10 protein-coding genes and 1 pseudogene are annotated in these 15,823 nt (G+C 56.6%); 8 read left to right on the forward strand and 3 right to left on the reverse strand.

The window, feature by feature from the left end:
* Positions 1–13: 13 nt before the first annotated feature.
* From DWZ82_RS00340 to DWZ82_RS00355, 4 genes are all read left to right on the forward strand, one after another.
* Positions 14–1,141: a Gfo/Idh/MocA family protein gene (locus tag DWZ82_RS00340; RefSeq protein ID WP_118360053.1), complete on the forward strand. Its 1,128-nt coding sequence runs from the start codon at positions 14–16 to the stop codon at positions 1,139–1,141.
* A gap of 116 nt (positions 1,142–1,257) precedes the next feature.
* On the forward strand, positions 1,258–2,151 hold the full coding sequence (locus tag DWZ82_RS00345) for a TIM barrel protein (RefSeq protein WP_118477987.1): 894 nt from the start codon (positions 1,258–1,260) through the stop codon (positions 2,149–2,151).
* A gap of 202 nt (positions 2,152–2,353) precedes the next feature.
* Positions 2,354–3,370, forward strand: a complete 1,017-nt coding sequence (locus tag DWZ82_RS00350) for a sugar ABC transporter substrate-binding protein (protein WP_118477988.1) — start codon at positions 2,354–2,356, stop codon at positions 3,368–3,370.
* 342 nt (positions 3,371–3,712) lie between these two features.
* Entirely contained in the window at positions 3,713–5,308 is a 1,596-nt protein-coding gene (locus DWZ82_RS00355) for a solute:sodium symporter family transporter (RefSeq protein ID WP_118477990.1), read from the forward strand.
* A 273-nt stretch (positions 5,309–5,581) separates the two neighbouring features.
* On the opposite strand, the gene DWZ82_RS00360 is transcribed toward DWZ82_RS00355, so the two are convergent.
* Complete coding sequence (locus DWZ82_RS00360; protein ID WP_118477992.1) at positions 5,582–6,433, reverse strand: AraC family transcriptional regulator; 852 nt, start codon at positions 6,431–6,433, stop codon at positions 5,582–5,584.
* A gap of 113 nt (positions 6,434–6,546) precedes the next feature.
* A complete protein-coding gene (locus tag DWZ82_RS00365) occupies positions 6,547–7,725 on the reverse strand; it encodes an iron-containing alcohol dehydrogenase (RefSeq protein ID WP_118477994.1) in 1,179 nt (392 codons plus the stop codon).
* A gap of 120 nt (positions 7,726–7,845) precedes the next feature.
* Here DWZ82_RS00365 and DWZ82_RS00370 point away from each other — a divergent pair, with 120 nt between their 5' ends.
* The 4 genes from DWZ82_RS00370 (at position 7,846) to mfd (ending at position 14,548) form a co-directional block, all read left to right on the forward strand.
* Positions 7,846–8,841 carry a putative ABC transporter permease gene (locus DWZ82_RS00370; RefSeq protein ID WP_118477996.1) on the forward strand — a complete coding sequence of 332 codons (996 nt, stop codon included), beginning with the start codon at positions 7,846–7,848 and terminating at the stop codon, positions 8,839–8,841.
* Positions 8,842–9,071: 230 nt separating this feature from the next.
* Entirely contained in the window at positions 9,072–10,313 is a 1,242-nt protein-coding gene (locus DWZ82_RS00375) for a cysteine desulfurase family protein (protein ID WP_110435446.1), read from the forward strand.
* 117 nt (positions 10,314–10,430) lie between these two features.
* Positions 10,431–10,865, forward strand: a complete 435-nt coding sequence (gene nifU, locus DWZ82_RS00380; RefSeq protein WP_118477998.1) for a Fe-S cluster assembly scaffold protein NifU — start codon at positions 10,431–10,433, stop codon at positions 10,863–10,865.
* A gap of 218 nt (positions 10,866–11,083) precedes the next feature.
* The gene (gene mfd / locus DWZ82_RS00385) at positions 11,084–14,548 is read left to right on the forward strand and encodes a transcription-repair coupling factor (RefSeq protein WP_118478000.1); all 3,465 of its coding nucleotides are present in this window, start codon (positions 11,084–11,086) and stop codon (positions 14,546–14,548) included.
* A 381-nt stretch (positions 14,549–14,929) separates the two neighbouring features.
* Here mfd and DWZ82_RS00390 read toward each other — a convergent pair.
* Positions 14,930–15,802, reverse strand: a pseudogene (locus DWZ82_RS00390) (PSP1 domain-containing protein); the annotation flags it as partial.
* Positions 15,803–15,823: the final 21 nt, after the last annotated feature.

Raw genomic sequence — 15,823 nt, forward strand, 5'->3', positions numbered from 1 at the left:
GGAGGAAATTATTATGAAAGAAATCCGTATTGGTCTGGTAGGTTCCGGCTGGATGGGCAAGGCTCATTCCTCTGCACTGGCTGACGCTGAGATGCTGTTTGGCCCTGACTACGGCACCGCATCTTTTGAGATCGTAGCTGACGCTAACGAAGAGGCTGCAAAGTCCGCGCAGAAGAAGATCGGCTTCAAGCGCATCTCCACCGACTGGCACGATGTAGTTACCGACCCGAACGTAGACCTGGTTGATATCGCTACCCCGAACGCTTTCCACTATGTAGTTGCTAAGGCTGCTCTGGAGAACGGCAAGAACGTATACTGCGAGAAGCCGCTGTCCATCTCCGCTGAGGAGTCCAGAGAGCTGGCTGAGCTGGCTGCCAAGAAGGGCGTAGTTAACTACGTTGGCTTCAACAACACCCAGAACCCGGCAAACGCTTACGTTCGTGAATTGGTTCAGTCCGGTGCTCTCGGCAAGATCATGCGCTTCACCGGCACCTACGATCAGGACCAGCTGCTCGACGAGTCCCTCCCGATCACCTGGCGCCACATCAACAAGCTGGCTGGCTGCGGTGCTCTGGGCGACCTCGGTTCCCACCTGCTGTCCATCTCTCAGTTCATCATGGGCGACATCACCAAGGTAAACGCAGTTGCTACCACCGTATTCCCGAAGCGTCCGAAGTCCGCAGGCTCCACCGAGATGGTTGACGTTGAGAACGAAGACATCATGACCTTCATGGCTGAGTACGCTAACGGCGCTATCGGCCAGATTGCTTGCTCTCGTGTTGCTACCGGCCGCAAGAACTACCTGACCTACGAGATTCAGGGTACCAAGGGTTCTGTTCGTTACGATCTGGAGCGCATGGGCGAAGTTCAGGTTTACTTCCAGTCTGACAACGAGCGCGACCGCGGCTTCCGCACCGTACTGCTCAACCCGCTGATGAAGGGTTACTCCGCATTCCAGCCGGCAGGCGGCATCTCCATCGCTTACAACGACATGAAGATCCTCGAGGTTCACGCTCTGTTCGACGCTATCACCAATGGCGCTGACTATGTAACCGACTTCGAGTTCGGCTACAAGATCGACCGCACCGTAGCTGCTGTTATCGAGTCCTCCAAGACTCACGAGTGGGTTGACGTTAAGTAAGTTGCCCGTTTACATCAATTAAAACATAATGCCGAAACGGTCTCCGGCGGGAGTGATTCCGCCGAGACCGGAAAGGCTGACAGTTTCCTGAATAATTTGACAGGGAGGATATAATTATGGCTATCAAGATTGGTATTGCACCGGACTCCTGGGGCGTCTGGTTCCCGGCAAGTGATCCGAACAATGCAAAGCAGCCCCAGTGGTGGCGCTGCCTGGACGAAATGAAGGTCGCCGGCTATGAGGGCTGCGAGATTGGTCCGTGGGGCTATATGCCGAACGACGATCCCAAGGTTCTCAAGAACGCAATGGACGCGCGCGGCCTGACCCTCGTAGGCGCTACCGAGGGCGGCAACTTCCTTGATGACGCGGCTGTTGAAGGCATGCTCAAGGACATCGACGATATCTCCAAGCTGCTGAAGGCTTTCCCGAGCGCGAAGTATATCGTTCTGCTGCCTCCGATGTACACCAACCTCGCTACGGGCGAGCTGGAGATGAACCCCGAGCTGACCAACGAGGAGTGGGCAATCTACTGCAAGAACGTGCAGAAGTGCGCGGACCGCTGCGCAGCGAACGGCTTTATCGGTCTGTTCCACCCGCATGTTGACAGCCACGTTCAGACTGAGGAGCAGATTGAGCGCTTCCTGAACGACACCAATGTAGATCTGTGCTTCGACACCGGCCACCATGTATACGGCGGCGGCGAGCCGATTTCCTTCTACAAGAAGTGGGCGAAGCGCATCCCGTACATCCACTTCAAGGACTGCGATCTGGCAGTCAAGGCTAAGATGGACGAAAACAAGTGGTCTTTTGCCAAGGCTGTTACCGAGGATATCATGGTTGAGCCGGGCAAGGGCAGCATTGACTTCGCTGCAATGCATAAGGCACTCGACGAGTGCGGCTATGACGGCTGGTGCGTCGTAGAGCAGGATCTGTTCCCGGTCAAGTCCTTCGACGTACCGCTCGAAAAGGCGACCATCGGTCGTGAGAACCTCCGCAAGGCGGGTTTCTAATGAAGTAGTAATCGCAATACCCATTTTACAATCGCATCTACACTATTCCCGTTTTCATTATTTTGTTATCCGGTCCCTCTTGAATTTCATCCAACAGAAAATCAAGAGGGATTGCTGATAAAGAGTACACGCAAGTGTGAAATACACAAGCGTAAAAGGGCGCTGAGAGAGCAGGGCCCGGAAAAAAGAGAGGAGAAAAATTATGAACAAGAAGAGAGTGTTAGCGATGTTGCTGGCAGGCGCGATGGCATTGTCGATGACCGCATGCGGCGGCAATTCTGCCTCGACCGATGACAGCAGTAATGACGGTGGCGCATCCGCTTCCGGCGGCAGCTACAAGGTCAGCGTTATCCTGAAGACCCTGGCTGCCGAGTACTGGCAGTATGTAAAGTCGGGCGCTGAGGACTATGCTTCCGAGCATTCGGACAAGGTTACGGTAGAGGTTAAGGGTCCAAGCTCTGAGACCGCTTTCGATGAAATGCAGAACATGATCGAGACCGACCTCAGCTCCGGCAGCTATGACGGCGTTATTATCTCTCCGCTGCAGTCGGATACCGCGGCGCAGCTCGTCAGCGGCACCAAGCTGCCGATTGTTGCGATAGACACCAACTTCACGGCGCCGGAGGTTAAGTCCTTCGTAGGTACCGGTAACGAAGCTGCTGCCAAGAAGGGCGGCGAGGCTGCTGTAGAGGCTGCCAAGGCTGCCGGCTGGACCGATATCAAGTGCATTGAGATCGCAGGCGTACAGGGCGACCAGACCAACACCGCTCGCATGAACGGCTACAAGGCTGGCGTTGAAGAAGCAGGCGGCACCTTCCTGAGCGATGAAGTACAGTACGCAGACGCAACTGCTGACCGCGCTACCACCGCTATGGAAGCTATCATGCAGACACATCCGGAAGGCATCGCAATCATTTGCGCAAACAACGACGATATGGCTATGGCAGCAGCCCGTGCAGCGCAGGGCCATGACGCATACAAGAACACCATCTTCCTCGGCTTCAATGGTGACCGCGCTGCTTGTGAAGCAATCCTGGCCGGCCAGATGACGATGTCTGTCGCCCAGATGGCTTACGAGATGGGCTACAAGGCTGTTGAGACCATGGTTCAGGTTCTGGACGGCGAGACCGTTGACGAGTTCGTTGACTCCGGTTCTGACGTAGTTACCCCGGACAACGCGCAGGAGCGTCTGGATACCCTGAAGACGCAGCTCCACTAAGAAAACTGCATTTCGCACAAACGCAGATTGTGCGATAATGTTCATGCGTAAGATCCTCTCTCCGGATCGGCAGGAAAACGCTCCAACGTTCTGCCAATCCGTTATGGACAAACGCAAATTTCAAAGATCCTTTCTCTCATTCTATTTCTCTGTATGGTGGTGCCCCCTGATCCTGCCCAAGCAGGATTAGTGGGCATTGCTATGGAATGAAGTTGGATGAGATAGACAAAATTGGCAATTCCGTACAGGTTATCCTGCAGGCTGCAGAGAAAAAGAGGGACACGCTGCTGCAAACACCCGTGGCAGCGTATTTACACAGCAAACAAGAGGGGGTTTAAGAAAATGGTATTTACACTGGGTTCATTTGTGCTTGTCACCGTAGCGGTGGCATTCGTAAGCTGGCTTAAAACCAAGGGAACGGACGAGACCAGCAAAGACGGTTACTTCCTTGGAGGCCGAAGCCTGAGCGGTCTGGTTATCTTTGGTTCTCTGATGATGACCAACCTGTCCGCGGAGCAGCTGGTAGGCCGCAACGGTCAGGGCTATGCAGCCGGCATGACTGCAATGGGCTGGGAGACCATGTGCCCGATCGCATTGACGCTGATGGCACTGTTCTTCATCCCGAAGTATTTCAAGCTCGGCATTTCCACTATCCCGGAATTTCTGGAAAGCCGCTTTGACCGCGCAACCCGCGTCATTGTATCGTTCATTTTCCTTGTCGCTTATATTGTAACCATGCTGCCGCTGGTGCTGTACGCAGGCTCGGTAGCGATGGAGCGTATCTTCGGCATTACCGCACTGATGGGCGGCAACCGTTTCATGGCAACCACCGTAATGTGCGTTGCACTCGGCATAATCGGCGGTATCTATGCAATCTTCGGCGGCCTGAAGGCCGTAGCCGTATCGGACTCTCTGAACGGCATCATCTTTATCATCGGCGCGGTCATCCTGATCCCGGCTCTGGCATTTATCGCACTGGGCGACGGCAGCATCGCAGAAGGCATCCGCATTTTCGCTACATCCTCTCCGGAGCACCTGAATGCGATCCAGCCTGCTGACGCACAGCCGCCGTACATTCCGTGGCCGATGATCGTACTTGGCTGTGGTATCAACCACATCTCTTACTGGTGCACCAACCAGTCCATCATGCAGCGCGTACTCGGCGCTAAGAACCTGAAGGAAGCACAGAAGGGCTCTCTGCTGACCGGTCTTACCTGCGTATTCTGCCCGATCTTTCTGGTAGCGCCCGGCGTTATCCAGTTCATCCGTGACGGCGGTGTACTGACCGACTTCGATATGGCGTACCCGTCTCTGATCAAGGACATCCTGCCGACTCCGGTACTGGGCTTCTTTGCAGCAGTCATGTTCGGTGCGATCCTGTCCTCCTTTAACTCGGTACTGAACAGCTCCATGACGCTGTTCACCCTGGACATCCTTCCGGTTATCTCCAAGAAAAAGCGCACGGACGCGCAGCTGATCACCATTGCAAAGCGCTTCGGCATCGTGCTGTGTCTGGCGTCCATCGTCATCGCACCGTTTCTGCTGTATCTGCCGGCCGGCATCAGCACCTTCCTCAATCAGATGTGGGGTTACTACGGCGTTCCGGTTCTGGTCATCGTTGTTATGGGTATTTTGGCTCCGCGCATGCCGAGCTTTGCGCCGAGGGCTGCCATCATTGTCCATATCGTATGCTATGGCCTGATGATGAACCTTCTGCCGTTCCACTTCCTGTACTTTGAAGTAGGCGCATTCGTAATTGACCTGATCCTGATGGCGATTCTGACCAAGGCTGCACCGCGCAAGGAAGCATATGTACTGCCTGATCTTGAGGTTGTTGATATGACCCCGTGGAAGTATCGCAAGCCGGTCATTGCAGTTACGTTCATCCTGCTGGTAGGCATTCATGTGCTGTTCTCTCCTCTGGGTCTGGGCGGCTAAAGGCTTCGCCTCGATTGAAACCACGGTTTCAATCGAATTTCGACGAAAAACCGCGTCCTGCGGACACATTTTTTCGTCCCTTTATAAAAAGGCAGGCGCTATCCTTGCGCGACTTCTCGGTCGCGCTGCGCGTACACGCCTCGCCTTTTTATGAATTTGCTTCGCAAATTCGATTGAATGCGTGCTGCCGCACGAAGCACATTGCGGACAGCCGGAATTACGATTTACAAGAAGAAAAGACAGACCGTTTTGCGGTCTGTCTTTTTTGTGCGTTTAGAAGGAAATTGCGCGGAATGCCGTTGGAGAGATATCGGTTTCCTGCCGGAATGCCCGCGCAAAGTGCGACGCACTGTTGAAGCCGCAGTCCTCGGCAATCTGCTCAACGGTCAGGTCACTGGACAGCAGCAGACGCTTGGACTGACGCAGACGGTATTGCAGCAGATACTCATGCGGCGTACAGCCGACGTATCGCTTGAAGCTGCGGATAAAGTGGGATTTGCTGATGCCGCACATCTCGGCAAGGTCGTTCAGCGAAATGTCATCGGCAAAATGACCGTGAATGTACGCCAGTGCCGGTGCAAGCAGCTCACTGATGACGGTGGTTCGCACGGTCTGCGATGCCAGACCGCCCAGAATGCTGTGGACGGCAATGGAAATCTGGTGCTCGTTCATGGAGGCAAACTGCGTGCTCATGCCGTACTGCGCCGAGTGCACAACCGTGCGGAACTGGTCCTTGAGCGACAGCATCGGCTGCTTTTCGTGCACAAGGCCAAAGCGCTCGGTCAGATATTCGGTGTACTGCTTGCTGCTTGCACCGTTGAAGTGAAACCAGTAGAAGTCAACCTTGTCCGGACACCAGTAGCAGTGCGGCTTGCGGCAGTCGAACAGCGCTATTTCGCCCTCATGCGCCTCAGCGGTCATACCGTCTGTGCGGATGCAGAGCGAGCCGCTGTTGATGTAGATCAGCAGGTATTGGTCAATGCCGTTTCGTTCGATCCGGTAATCGCTGTTGCAGATGAACTGACCGAACTGCGGGCAGTAATACAGCGCACTTTTCGCAAATTCGGACGGCAGTGAGAAGTCCATGAAGGACGGAGTCAGTACGCCGGTATCTACAATTTGCATAAAATCCCTGCTTTCATTTGGTCTCGATAGCGATGAGATACAGGGGGCGGCTGCTGCACAGCCTTCCCTTCGCAGCTGTTACGCTTATTGCGCTGCCTTTGTCACAGGCGGTTTTACTCCGCCAGCTTATAAATCTCGATGATAGCCTGTTCATCAAGTGCGGAATAGCTCTTGACCGGACCCTGGACCGTGCGGACGGTATTTGCGGCCAGCTGTGCGTAATTCTCCGGTTTGATGCCAAGCTGCGACAGATGCGTCGGCATGCCGATCTCCTCAAAGAAGCGCTTCATGGTCAGGATGCCTTCGCGTGCGGTGCGCTCAGGATGGTGGAAATCCATCTCCACGCCAAATACGCGGTTCGCCAGCTGAGCAAAGCGCGGAAAATCGTTCTTCATCTCGTACAGCGCCCAGGCTGGGAACAGCACGGACAGACCGGCACCGTGTGCAATTTCATCGCGGAACGCGGACAGCTCATGCTCAAGCTTATGCACCGGGAACAGGCGCTTGCGGCCGCAGCCGGTGTAATCGTTATGCGAAACGCTGCCGGCCCACATCAGGGACGCACGCGCCTCATAATCGCGCGGATTGGCGATTGCCCGGCGGCCGGCATCGCGCACGGCAATGAGCAGACCTTCGGCAATGCGGTCGGTCATGTCGCTTTCGCCGCCTTCCGGCGTGAGGTAACGCTCGAGCGTGTGCATCATGATGTCCACAATGCCGCAGCCGGTCTGGAATTTGGACACAGTATAGGTGTTCTCCGGATCAAGGAAGCTGATGCGCGGACGGTTGGTCTCGCTCGTGATACCGCGCTTCTCCTTGGTCTCCTCATTGGTGAGTACGCAGGAGTTGCTGCTTTCCGAGCCGGAGGCTGCCAGCGTCAGTACAGTGCCGACCGGCAGGGTGGTATCCGGCTTTGTGCCGGTAGATGCAAACTGCCACGGATCAGTTTTGGTGGCAACGCCCATGGCGATGGCCTTCGCCGAGTCGATTACCGAGCCGCCGCCGACTGCCAGCACAAAGTCGATGCCCTCTCGCTCTGCCAGTGCAATGCCCTTGCGGACAAGCGATACCTTCGGGTTCGGCGATACACCGCCCAGTTCAACAAAGGCAAGACCCGCCGTAAACAGGCTCTTTTCCACACGGTCCAGCAGACCGGTCGTGCGTGCGCTCGAGCCGCCGAAGTGCACTAAAATGCGGTGCACTCCCAGCTCTTTCAGACGCGGGCCGATCTGTTCCTCAATATCTTTACCAAATACAATCTCAGTCGTGGTGTGCAGATTAAAATTCAGCATTAGGCGTTCCTGCCCTTCCTATTAAAATAGTATGATTCTATTATATCGTTCCCCTTGCAAAAAGTCAAAAAATTCGATAAAATAGATAAATACGAAATCCGAATCGTGAGGAGTGAGAGCGTGTATTACAGTTATTCCGCCGCCCAGTGGCTGCTGGTTTTCTACCTGTACTGTATGCTCGGCTGGTGCTTTGAGTCCACCGTGGTCTCGGTAGGACAGCGCAGACTGGTCAACCGCGGCTTCCTGCGCGGCCCCATGCTGCCGATTTACGGCTTCGGCGCCGTGATCCTGCTGCATGTTTCGCTACCGTTAAAACAGCATCCGGTGTGGCTGTATCTGGCGAGCATGATCGCGGCGACCGTGTTTGAATACATCGTCGGCGTGGTGATGGAGAAGATATTCAAGGTAAAATACTGGGATTACTCCAAGCAGAGATTCCAGTTTCAGGGCTATATCTGCCTGCGCTCGTCGCTATGCTGGGGCTTTCTCGGCCTGATCCTGACGAGCGTCATTCATCCGCCGATTGAAAAGCTGGTGCTCGGTCTGCCGTTTATCGGACTGATCGTGATCGACGTGCTGTTTTCGGCGGCATTTATCAGCGATGTGATCGTATCCGTACGCAGCGCACTCGATCTCGCCAAGGTGCTCGAGGAACTTGACCGTCTGCGCGAGCAGGGAGCCGAGCTGCGTCAGCAGCTGTCCGAGACTGCGCTTGTCGGTCTGACCAACCTGTCCTACCGTGTAGAGGAAGCGCACGGCGAGTTCACCGAGAAGGTGGGCGAGGCGAAGGCGCAGTTCTCCGAGAAAATAGATGATGCGAAGGAACAGCTTGCCGACGCAAAAGCGCAGCTCTCCGAAAAAATGGACGATGCAAAGGAACAGCTTGCCGCCGTGCATGAGATGCGCTCCGACGAGCGCAGGGCGCAGACCGCAGCTGCACGCGAGCAGCTGCAGGCTAAGCTCGACGAGCTGCAGCGCCGCTTTGACGAGCGGGCAGCCGCACTCGGCCGTACCCGCAAGAGCCTGCTGCGCGGCAACCCGACCGCCCGCTCCGAGCGTTACACTGAGGTGCTCGAACGGCTGAAAAAACGCCTCGATACACACACGCACCGGTAAAACACAGCTAACTTCCTTATAAAACTACACAAAATGCACAAACTAATGCAAAATGCAGCAGGATATGCTTGCTGTTTCGTCAGTTTTTCACTTGCTAAAATACCCGTTTCGGGTGTATATTAGTAGTACCCGCTGAACCTATCATTTTACTCGGGTTTTCGCGCGTCGAAAACCGCCTGTTCAGCTTGTATTTAAGACAACCTTTTTGGACAAAGAAAGGCAGATATACTATGGAAAAGAGATTCGTATATGCGGATAACGCGGCGACGACCCCGATGTCCGAAACTGCGTTCAACGCTATGAAGCCGTGGCTGACCGAGAACTACGGCAACCCGTCTTCGCTGTACCGCATCGGCCGTGCGGCAAAGGAAGCGCTTAACGATGCGCGCACCGTTGTCGGCAAGTGCCTGAACGCGGCAGAGCCGGTAAACGAGAAGAACGACTATGCACCGGGTGAGATCGTATTCACCGGCGGCGGTTCGCAGGCGGACAACCTTGCGATTCGCGGCTTTATGCACGGTCCGTCCTCCAAGGGCCGCAAGCACATCATCACCTCCAAGATCGAGCATCATGCAGTGCTGTACACCTGTGAGGCGCTTGAGAAGGAGGGCTACCGCGTTACCTATTTGAATGTGGATAAGGAAGGCCGTGTAGATCTTGAGCAGCTGAAGGCAGAGCTGTCCGAGGACACCGCACTGGTTTCCGTTATGGCGGCAAACAACGAGATCGGCACGATTCAGCCGATCAAGCAGATTGCCGAGCTGGCGCATTCGGTTGGCGCAAAGTTCCACACCGACGCGGTTCAGGCTGTCGGCCATATGCACATCGACGTACAGGAGATGGGCATCGACATGCTGTCCCTGTCCGGTCATAAGTTCCGCGGTCCACGCGGCACCGGCGTGCTGTATGTGAAGAAGGGCATCACCCTTGAGCCGCTGGTATACGGCGGCGGCCAGGAGCGCGGTCTGGTTTCCGGCACCGAGAACACCGCAGGCTGCATCGGTCTGGCAGCAGCGATGAAGGAGGCCGTTGAAGGTCTGGATGAGAAGATGGGCTACGTCAAGAAGCTGACGGACAAGCTCGTTAAGGGCATTATGGAAAACATTCCGTACTCCCACTATACCGGCGATCCGGTAAACCGTCTGCCGGGCACCGCTTCGTTCGTCTTTGAGGCGATTGAGGGCGAGGGCCTGATCCTGCGACTGGATAACGCAGGCGTATGCGGCTCCACCGGTTCGGCATGCTCCACCGGTTCGCTCGATCCGTCTCACGTTCTGATGGCGATCGGTCTGCCGCACGAGATCGCGCATGGCTCTCTGCGCCTGACCCTGGGTGAACAGAACACCGAGGAGGACGTTGATTATATCATCGAGACGGTTACCGATGTTGTTAAGACCCTGCGCTCGATGAGCCCGGTTTGGGAGAACGGTCATCCTAACCTGACCGCTGCAACCGAGCTGCACGCACATTAAGATAAACGGAAACGTATCCCGTAGGGCGCGACGACTCGGCGCGCCGGGGTCGTCGCGCCCTACGATTGATTTTCCTGCAATATATTCATTTGATTGGACAAAAAGGAGATAGATTTTATGCAGTACAGTGAAAAGGTGCTCGACCACTTTACGCATCCGCGCAATGTTGGCGAGATTGAGGACGCAAACGGTGTCGGCGAGGTCGGCAACGCAAAGTGCGGCGATATTATGAAGATTTACCTCAAGGTGTCGGACGACGGCATCATCGAGGACGTTAAGTTCAAGACCTTCGGCTGCGGTGCAGCGATCGCAACCAGCTCGATGGCTACCGAGATGGTAAAGGGCAAGAGCCTGGAGGAAGCGCTCAAGCTGACCAACAAGGCCGTTGCTGAGGCTCTGGACGGTCTGCCGCCGGTAAAGATGCACTGCTCCGTGCTGGCAGAGGAAGCGCTGCGCTCTGCAATTTCCGACTATTACAAGCGTCTGGGCAAGGATCCGTCTGAGATTCTCGGCTGCGATGCAGACTGCGAGACCTGCCACAAGGCAGACTAACACGCATATTTCGCAAAAAATACGCATAACATTAGGGCAGATTGAGAAATCTGCCCTTTTGGTGTCTCAATAATTAAGAATGGAGAATTGAGAATTAGCGCTATCCTTGCGCAGACTTCAGTCGCGCTGCGCTGGTATCTTGCTTTGCGCAATTATTCAAATAACCGCCTTTACAGGCGGACTCCTCCATTTTCCATTATGAAAGGGAGGTGAACCTCTTGAACGAAATTACAAAAAGTATAACTTATCTAAAAGAATACAAACAGTTAAAACAAGCCGTTGATGAGGGCAAATCTCCGGTGCTGGCGGTCGGTCTATCTGCCATCCATAAGGCGCACCTCGCGGCGGCTCTGGGTCTGGACACCGGCCGTCCGGTGCTGGTGCTGACCGATGACGATAACGCCGCGAACCGCTTTGCCGCCGACCTGCGCGGCTTTGCCGAGCGTGACGTCGTGCTCCTTCCCTCGCGCGAGCTAGTTATGGCGGACGTGGTCGGAGTGTCGCGCGGCTACGAACAGCGCCGACTTGCCGTACTGGACGAAATGCGCGAGGCGCGTTTCGCGGTCGCGTCCGTGCAGGCGGCAGCACAGCGCACCATGCCGCCCGAACTGCTCGTGCAGTCGGTTGTCACCCTCGCGGCCGGTGAAACTGCGCCGTTGGACGAACTGGCGCAGTCGCTCACGCGCGCAGGCTACGAGCGCTGCGTACAGGTCGAAGGCACCGGTCAGTTTTCCATTCGCGGCGGTATCCTCGATGTGTTTCCGCCGCAGGCGGAGCACCCGTACCGCGTGGAATTCTGGGATGATGAGATTGACTCGATCTCCACGTTCGACGTCGGCAGTCAGCGCCGATTGGAGCAGTGCGAGTGCCTGCGCTGTCTGCCGTGTATGGAATCCATTCCGGCACTGGCGAAGGGCGGTGCGGCAGGACTGGCAAAGGCTGTTCTGGCACTCACCTCGACCCGCCGGAAGAAGCAGCACGCAGATTTGCAGGCTAATCTCGAACGGGACGCGGAACGTCTGCGCGAGACCGGTTCGCTGCCCGCAGCGGACAAGTATATGCCGCTCATTTGTCCCGAGATGGCGACCGCGTTCGACTATCTACCCGAAAATGCCATCGTCATCATCGAGGACACGCCCCGTCTGCGCGACGCGGTGCGCGATTTCCACGCGCGTGTAGCCGACGACGTAACTGCTCTGCTCGAGCGCGGCGAAATGCCGCCCGCCCTCGGTGAGTATGCGCTCGATTTTGTCGGCGTATGCAGCGTGAAGCGCCAGATTCTGCGTCTGGACAGCTTTCTCAACAACGTAGCCGAACTGACACCGCAGCATCTGGAAAACTTTATCGCCAACCAGATGAACGCCTACGGCGGCAATCTCGACATGGCGTCTGCCGACATCCGCAGCTATACCGAGCAGGGACGCGCGGTGGCGGTCGTGTGCGGCAGTGCGCTGCGCTGCCGGAACATGCTGGATGCGCTGACCGACACCGGTCTCAACGTAAAAATCAGCGATCTGCTGCCCAAGGGCGGCTGTGTCAACATCATGGAGGGCACGCTGTCCGCCGGCTTTGAGTATCCCGATCTCGGTCTTGTTGTCATGACCGAGGGACAGGTTCTTGCCCGGCGGAAGAAAACGCAGGTCAAGAAGTCCAACCGTGATAAGGTGAAGTCGTACACCGACCTGACACCGGGTGATCTGGTCGTGCATGAGCACCACGGTATCGGTCGGTTTATCGGTATGGAGCGCATGACGGTGGACGGTTCCGAGCGCGATTTCATCAAAATTGCGTTTGCGGGCACGGATTTTCTGTATGTTCCGGCAACCTCGCTCGACCTCATCTCCAAATATATCGGCGGCGGCGACAACGAGCGCGTGCGGCTGAACAAGCTCGGCGGCGCGGACTGGAGCAAGGCGAAAGCACGCGCCAAGGCGGCGGCAAAAGAGCTGGCCGAGGGTCTCATCAAGCTGTATGCCGAGCGCGCCAAGGTCAAGGGTTACGCCTTCCCGCCGGATGACGCGTGGCAGCGCGAGTTCGAGGAGGATTTCCCCTACGAGGAGACCGACGACCAGCTGCGCTGCATTGCCGAGATCAAGGACGATATGCAGTCCGACCGCCCGATGGACCGCCTGCTGTGCGGCGATGTCGGCTTTGGCAAGACCGAGGTCGCGCTGCGTGCCGTGATGAAGTGCATTCTCGCGGGCAAGCAGGCGGCTATCCTCGTACCGACGACCGTGCTTGCGCGGCAGCATTACCTGACCGCGATGCAGCGTTTTCAGGGTCACCCGATCACGATCGAGCTGCTCACGCGCTACAAGACCGGCTCGGAGCAGACTGCGCTGCTCAAAAAGCTGGAGGCGGGCTCGGTCGATCTGGTTATCGGCACGCACAAGCTGTTCAACAAAAAGATCAAGTTCAAGGATCTCGGTCTGCTCGTCGTGGACGAGGAACAGCGGTTCGGCGTCGGGCACAAGGAAACGCTCAAGGAAATGAGCAAAAACGTGGACGTGCTCACGCTGTCGGCAACGCCGATCCCGCGCACGCTCAACATGGCGCTGTCCGGCATCCGCGATATGTCCTCCATCGAGGAGCCGCCGCAGAACCGCCATCCGGTGCAGACGTTCGTGCTTGAGCAGAACGACGGCGTGCTGCTCGATGCCATCCGGCGTGAGCTGGGACGCGGCGGGCAGGTGTACTACCTGCACAACCGTGTGGAGTCCATCGAGCGATGTGCGAACCTGTGGCAGCAGCGGCTTCCGGATGCGCGAATCGGCATCGTTCACGGCAAAATGGGTCAGAAAGAGATTGCAAAGGTTATGAACGAGATGGCAGACGGCGAGATCGATATTCTGGTCTGCACCACCATTATCGAGACCGGCATTGATATCCCGAACGCGAACACGCTCATTATCGAGAACGCAGACAATATGGGTCTGGCGCAGCTGCACCAGATTCGCGGCCGTGTAGGCCGCTCGTCGCGCCACGCCTACGCCTACCTGTGCTACCGGCACGGCAAGGCGCTGAGCGAGATCGCGCAGAAGCGGCTCGGTGCGATTCGTGAGTTTGCAGCGTTCGGCTCGGGCTTCAAGATTGCCATGCGTGATCTGGAAATTCGCGGTGCCGGCAATGTGCTCGGTCCCGAGCAGTCCGGCCACATGATGAGTGTCGGCTATGATCTGTACCTCAAGCTGCTCGAAGAGGCTGTGCAGGAGGAGAAGGGAGAAACACCCAAGCCGCGTGTCGATTGTGCGGCCGAACTGCTGATTTCTGCCAACCTTCCCGCCGATTATGTTGCGGATGCGGGGCAGCGTGTCGATCTGTACCGCCGTATTGCGCTCATCCGAACGGACGAGCAGCGCAGTGATATGCTTGACGAGCTGATCGACCGCTTCGGTGAGCCGCCTGCGGAGGCTATCGCGCTGCTGGATATTGCGCTGCTGCGTGCCAAGGCCAGCGAGCAGGGGATTGCGGAGATCAAGCAGCAGGACGGACGGCTGCTGCTCACCTTTTCCGAGACCGATTTCGCGCGCCTGTCCTCGCTCTGCGGTGACAGTGAATTCAAGGGCCGCCTGCTGCTCAACGCCGGTTCGACACCGTATCTGTCGCTGCGTCTGAATAAGGGCGAGACGGCGATGGAAATGGCACAGACGCTGGTTGATAAGTACGCTGCCACGGCAAAATAAGCAGGAGAATGATAGAAAGCATGATTCACTGAAGCCGATTTTCTTCACTGAGCTTGCAGATAGGGGAGCGGCTGTATTTGCGCAAAAAAAGAGCGAAACCATGCGGTTTCGCTCTTTTTCTCATTCTTCGCCGGAATTCTGTTCCGGAGCACCGTTTTCGCCATTCGGCTTGCGGCGGCGTCTTCCGCCTCTGCGGCGGCGACGGCGCGGCGCACCTTCACCGTCCGGAGACAGCTCATTCTGAGCATCTTCGGGCAGTTCGTCTGCGGCAGTCTGCTGCGGGGCAGGCTTGCGCGGCGAACGCGGCTGCTGCGGCTTCTGATGCGGAGCCTCGCTCTTTTTCGGTGCATCCTTTTTGGGTGCGGGAGCGGCAGCATCCTCCTGCTCCTCGCGCTTACGGCGTTCCTCGGCCATAGCGGCGGCATTCTGACGGTTGCGGCACGCACCCTTTACCATGCAGCACTGCGTGCACTGGAACTCGGTCAGCGAGTGCTCTGGACTGTCGTCCAGCTGCACCTTGCAGGTGCCGCGCAGCATCTGGGTGGAAACTACCTTGCCGCGGCCTTCCGGCGTATCGACCACGCTGCCCTGACGCGGCGTGACCTTCTGCAGCTCGGCGTAGGCCTCATGCTCATACTTGAGACAGCACATCAGACGGCCGCACACACCGGAAATCTTCGCCGGATTGAGCGACAGGTTCTGATCCTTTGCCATATTGATGGAGACCGGATGGAAATCATCGAGATACGAACTGCAGCACAACTCGCGGCCGCAGCAGCCCAGACCGCCGATCATCTTTGCCTCATCGCGCACGCCGATCTGGCGCAGCTCAATGCGGGTACGGAACACGCTCGCAAGGTCCTTAACCAGCTCGCGGAAGTCCACACGACCGTCTGCGGTGAAGTAAAACAGCAGCTTGTTCATGTCAAAGGTGCATTCCGCGGTGACAAGGTTCATTTCCAGACCGCGGTCCTCGATCTTCTGCTTGCAGATAATAAACGCCTCATCGGCACGCTTTTTGTTGCGCTCGAGCGTTTTCATATCGGCCTCGGTTGCCACACGGACCACGCGCTTGAGCGGCTGCACGACCTGCTGATCGGGCACATCGGTGTTGCCCTGCACGCAGTCGCCGTATTCCACGCCGCGTGCCGTCTCGACGATCACACCCGTACCGGGTGCGATTTCCAGACCCTGCGGGTCGAAATAATACATTTTTCCGTTCGATTTGAAACGAACTCCGATTATTGTTGTCAAAAAGTTTTCCTCCTGTATGAT

Origin of the sequence: Butyricicoccus sp. AF35-5AC, from assembly GCF_003477715.1 — a bacterium.
In the GTDB taxonomy this organism is placed as follows: Bacteria; Bacillota; Clostridia; order Oscillospirales; family Butyricicoccaceae; genus Agathobaculum; species Agathobaculum butyriciproducens.

What these genes read in the sequence shown, in the direction of transcription:
- DWZ82_RS00340 (WP_118360053.1), top strand. Translation starts at nt 14, where the DNA reads ATGAAAGAAATCCGTATTGGTCTGGTAGGTTCCGGCTGGATGGGCAAG.
- DWZ82_RS00345 (WP_118477987.1), top strand. Translation starts at nt 1,258, where the DNA reads ATGGCTATCAAGATTGGTATTGCACCGGACTCCTGGGGCGTCTGGTTC.
- DWZ82_RS00350 (WP_118477988.1), top strand. Translation starts at nt 2,354, where the DNA reads ATGAACAAGAAGAGAGTGTTAGCGATGTTGCTGGCAGGCGCGATGGCA.
- DWZ82_RS00355 (WP_118477990.1), top strand. Translation starts at nt 3,713, where the DNA reads ATGGTATTTACACTGGGTTCATTTGTGCTTGTCACCGTAGCGGTGGCA.
- DWZ82_RS00360 (WP_118477992.1), bottom strand. Translation starts at nt 6,433, where the DNA reads ATGCAAATTGTAGATACCGGCGTACTGACTCCGTCCTTCATGGACTTC.
- DWZ82_RS00365 (WP_118477994.1), bottom strand. Translation starts at nt 7,725, where the DNA reads ATGCTGAATTTTAATCTGCACACCACGACTGAGATTGTATTTGGTAAA.
- DWZ82_RS00375 (WP_110435446.1), top strand. Translation starts at nt 9,072, where the DNA reads ATGGAAAAGAGATTCGTATATGCGGATAACGCGGCGACGACCCCGATG.
- nifU (WP_118477998.1), top strand. Translation starts at nt 10,431, where the DNA reads ATGCAGTACAGTGAAAAGGTGCTCGACCACTTTACGCATCCGCGCAAT.